The sequence below is a fragment of the Streptomyces sp. NPDC031274 genome, from assembly GCF_055570235.1.
The window spans coordinates 1-1,008 of the sequence record NZ_JBVIHP010000522.1 but is presented as its reverse complement, the minus strand read 5'-3'; the positions used below and the strand labels follow the sequence as shown (position 1 = coordinate 1,008).

Annotated in this window: 1 protein-coding gene; it reads right to left on the bottom strand. The window is 70.6% G+C overall.

The window, feature by feature from the left end; genetic code table 11:
- Nucleotides 1-141 precede the first annotated feature (141 nt).
- Nucleotides 142-1,008: transketolase (locus ACZ5CR_RS47655; RefSeq protein WP_468870337.1), on the bottom strand; the 867-nt coding region annotated here is incomplete at its 5' end.

Below are 1,008 nucleotides of genomic sequence, written 5' to 3'. Positions count from 1 at the left end.
CGCTGTCGAGGCAGACCAGCTGCTCGTTGTCAGGCATGAGGCGGGCGAGCAGGTCGCGGTAGGCCTCACGGGCTGAGGGCTCGGGCGCCACGGGTATCTGCTGTGCGGGGGCTGCCGTTTGTTCCGGGGCGGTGAGGGTCATCAGCTGGTCTCCTTGCGGCGGCTGCGGCGCAGGGCGGACAGTGCGCGCTTCTTCTGGGGTTCACCGAGGCGGGCGTAGTGGGAGCGGGTCTGGCCTTCGATGAAGGAGATGCCGCGCCCCTTCACGGTGTTGGCGATGATCACCGTGGGGCGGCCGGGGGCGGGCGGGGTACGCAGGACGGCGCGCAGTTCGCCGATGTTGTGGCCGTCGACTTCATGGGCGGTCCAGCCGAAGGCGCGGAAGCGGGCGGCAAGCGGGTCGAGTCCCAGGACCTGTTCGGTGGTGCCGGTGATCTGCAGCCCGTTGCGGTCGACGATGGCGACGAGGTTGTCCAGGCCCTTGGCGCCGGCGGCCATGGCGGCCTCCCAGTTGGAGCCCTCCTGGAGTTCGCCGTCGCCGGTGACGACGTAGTGGGTGCGGTCGGTGCCCTCCAGGCGGGCGCTGAGGGCGAAGCCCACGCCCAGGGGCAGGCCATGGCCGAGGGAACCGGTGGGCATCTCGACGCCGCGGACCTTGCGGGTGGGGTGGGCGGACAGGAGGCTGCCGGGCCTGCCGTAGGTGGCGAGTTGTTCCTCGGTGAGGAATCCGCGGGCCGCGAGGGTGGCGTACAGGCCGATGGCGCCGTGGCCCTTGCTGAGGATGAACAAGTCGCGCGCGGGGTCTTCGGGCCGCTCGGGGTCGATCCGCATGATGTCGAAGTAGAGGGTGACGAGGATGTCGACCAGGGAGAGGGAGCCGCCGACGTGGCCGCCTTCACCGCCGGTGCACATCTGGACGATGAGCTCGCGGATGTGGTGGGCATGGTCGTCGAGTTGGCCGGTGGAGAGGTTGGCGGGAGGGGTTTCGGGGGCAAGGGTCTCGGGGGC